This window comes from Deltaproteobacteria bacterium, from assembly GCA_009929795.1.
GTDB lineage: Bacteria > Desulfobacterota > Desulfovibrionia > Desulfovibrionales > Desulfomicrobiaceae > RZZR01.
Map to the genome: position 1 here is coordinate 1 of RZZR01000244.1, position 2747 is coordinate 2747.

2 protein-coding genes are annotated in these 2747 nt (G+C 56.4%); both read right to left on the reverse strand.

Annotated elements, in window-relative coordinates:
* Positions 1-1263 (reverse strand): flagellar hook protein (locus EOM25_13730; protein ID NCC26234.1); only part of this gene is annotated, 1263 nt, incomplete at its 3' end.
* 150 nt (positions 1264-1413) lie between these two features.
* Positions 1414-2301, reverse strand: coding sequence for a flagellin (locus EOM25_13735; GenBank protein NCC26235.1), 888 nt, complete (start codon positions 2299-2301; stop codon positions 1414-1416).
* Between the last annotated feature and the right edge of the window lie 446 nt (positions 2302-2747).

Here is a 2747-nt window from a genome sequence, read left to right on the forward strand (position 1 = left end):
GTACACCCCGGCCTTGGTGATGCCCGTGATGGCCGAGTAGTACCTGAAGTCCGTCGAATTCCAGGCCGGCAAAAGATTGGCACCGAAGACCTCGGACACTCCCTCGGCGTCTTTCTCCAGCGCGTCGTTCAGGATGTCCCAATCGATCTTCAAGAGACCGAATGTCACCGAGTTCTGGTCCGTGTCCGTTGTGATCCCTAGGCCGCCCAGAGCCAGAAACTTGTCGTCGTCGTAGTCGAAACCAGTTGCCTTGGAGGCGACGATGTTTTTCAGGTTCTGACTGATCATCTGCAGACCGTAGTTTCCGGTTAGCAGCGAACCCTGATTGGTCATCTGATTGACCTTGGTCAGAGCCTGGATCTGACCCATGACGTCGTTGTACCCCGACACGAACGTCTCGATCTTTTCCCGGATGGCGTCCAGGTTGTTTTCGGTGTTTATGCGGACCGTCGATCCGCTTTCCTTGAGGGTCAGGGTGATCCCGGAGACGACGTCATCGATGACATTGGTGCTTCGCTCGATCCAGGTTCCCGTGGGCCAGCCGTCAACCCGGATCTGGGCGTTCTGGGCGTTCTGGGTCTGGTCGAAGTCGGCCGATGCGAACCCGGCCAGGGTATTTGCCGGAGGGTCCAAAACAACCACCTGATTGTCCGAGCCCAAATCCATTCCTCGGAGCTGGAGATAATAGTTGTTTCCATCGTTGACCAATGAGGCCCGGACCATGAGCTGCCCATTGGAATCCCTGTTGTCGCCACTGGCGTTGATGTAGGATGCCAAGGCCTCAAGGCTTGAGTTGGCCGCCACGTCAACGGATACTGTATTACCCCCATAGGTGAACTCGAAGACCGAAGCCGACGGGGCCACTATGTCAGTTGAACTGGAAAATCCGGTCGTGGAAACAAGAATGTCGTTCTGGGCCAGCTGGTTGATCTCCACCGTGTGTGTGCCCAGATCGGCGTTGCTTCCGGCCGCGGCGGTCAAGGCCGTTTCGTTGGAACTTGTCACGCTCTTGATCAGGAATTCGCCCTGGGTGTCCATGGATTCCATGGTTGTCTTCAGGAACAGCAAGGACGAGTTCAACCCGCGGAACGCCTCGTTCTTGCTTTCCCATTCGGCCTTCCAGGCCTCGAGTTGCTGGCTCTTTCGCTTTTCGATCTGAACCAGACTGGTGACCATGGAGTCGAAATCAGTCCCGTTCCCCAGACCGGTAAAATATATCGACCCAGACGTCAGATAATTGCTGCTCAGCATCTCGTCGGACATGACAACTCCCGATATTCACATGGCGGAACAAAATTCCCTGTCGTCCCTTCTTTGCAAATTTCAAACCGGTAAAAAAAGGCCGGGCCCTGTTCGGGCCCGGCCTTCAAGTTTCACGAGTGGATCAAAACCCGTGATTCGTTTTGCAGCCCGTTACCCCATCAACTGGAGGGCCATTCTCGGCAGGGAGTTGGCCTGGGAGAGCATGGCCACGGCAGCCTGGGTCAGAATCTGGTTCCGAACGAACTCGGTCATTTCCAGGGCCACGTCCACGTCGGAGATGCGGGACTCGGCGGCCTGCAGGTTTTCGGCCTGAATCTGCAGGTTGGTGATGGTGTTCTGGAGCCTGTTCTGCAGGGCTCCCAGATTGGCCCTGATCTCGTCCTTGGAAGTGATGGCCTTGTTCAAGGCGTCAAGGGCCTGTTGGGCCAATTCCTGTGTGGAAATGGAACGGCCCGCCGTAGTGGTTGCGCCCAAGCCAACGCCAAGGGCAGAGGCCGTGGATGTTCCGATCTTAATATAATAGTAGTCCTCTGCGCAATCGTTGGCCGTGCCGAAGTGGACCTTCAGCTTACCGGTCGATACGACGCCGGATCCACTATGGGTATCACCCGACAAATTGCCGTTTAGCAAAGCAATACCATTAAAATCCGTTGCGTTGGCGATTCGGGTGATCTCCGAGGCCATGGCCTGGTACTCGGAATCGATGATCAGCCGCTGGGCCGAGGTGTAGGTTCCCGTGGCCGCCTGGGTGGCCAATTCCTTCATGCGGATGAGCTTTTCGTCGATGACGCCCAGAGCCCCGTCCGCCGTCTGGATCATCGAGATGGCATCGTTGGCGTTGCGCACGCCCTGGTTCAGCGAGGCGATGTCGGCCCGCATGAGTTCCCTGACCGCCAATCCGGCCGCATCGTCGGCCGCCGAACCGATCCGAAGCCCCGAAGACAATCTCCTCGTGGATACGGAAAGGGCATTGTAACTGCTGCTCAGGTTCCTGGCGGCGTTCATGGCCATGAGGTTGTGATTGATAATAAGCGACATGATTGTTCCTCCTTGAATGTTGTCGGCTTCCTTGCCTTGTTTCTTCCCTTGCCTATGCTATCGGCCGTTCGAGGGATTTCTTTAGGGCGCCATCCGGCTCCCTCGAATTCTTTTTTGGTCCAGTGAAGGAATCCCGCCTTTTCACACAACCAATGCTGTGAAGTGGCCTCGTCCTCAATCGTGGGGAAAATCGTGCCGCGCACGACCATTGGCTACTCTTTCTTAGCAAGCCTCGTGCCTGAAAAAAATCAGGTTTGGACTTTCTCGCCTCAACTCCGAAACCTTGCCTTGCGCGGACGAAAGGGCTAGAGGTCAATAACGGAGAATATGGCATGCACACGCATCAGACCCCCGACGCATTCAAAGACTGGGAGCGAACCATTCTCGGCTTGGCCCAAGGCGACATCCCCGAAAGCCTGACCCCGTTCGCCGACATGGCTCAGGCC

Bases quoted from the DNA above. Each gene is read 5' to 3' on its own strand.
- EOM25_13735 (NCC26235.1), bottom strand. From the start codon at position 2,301: ATGTCGCTTATTATCAATCACAACCTCATGGCCATGAACGCCGCCAGG.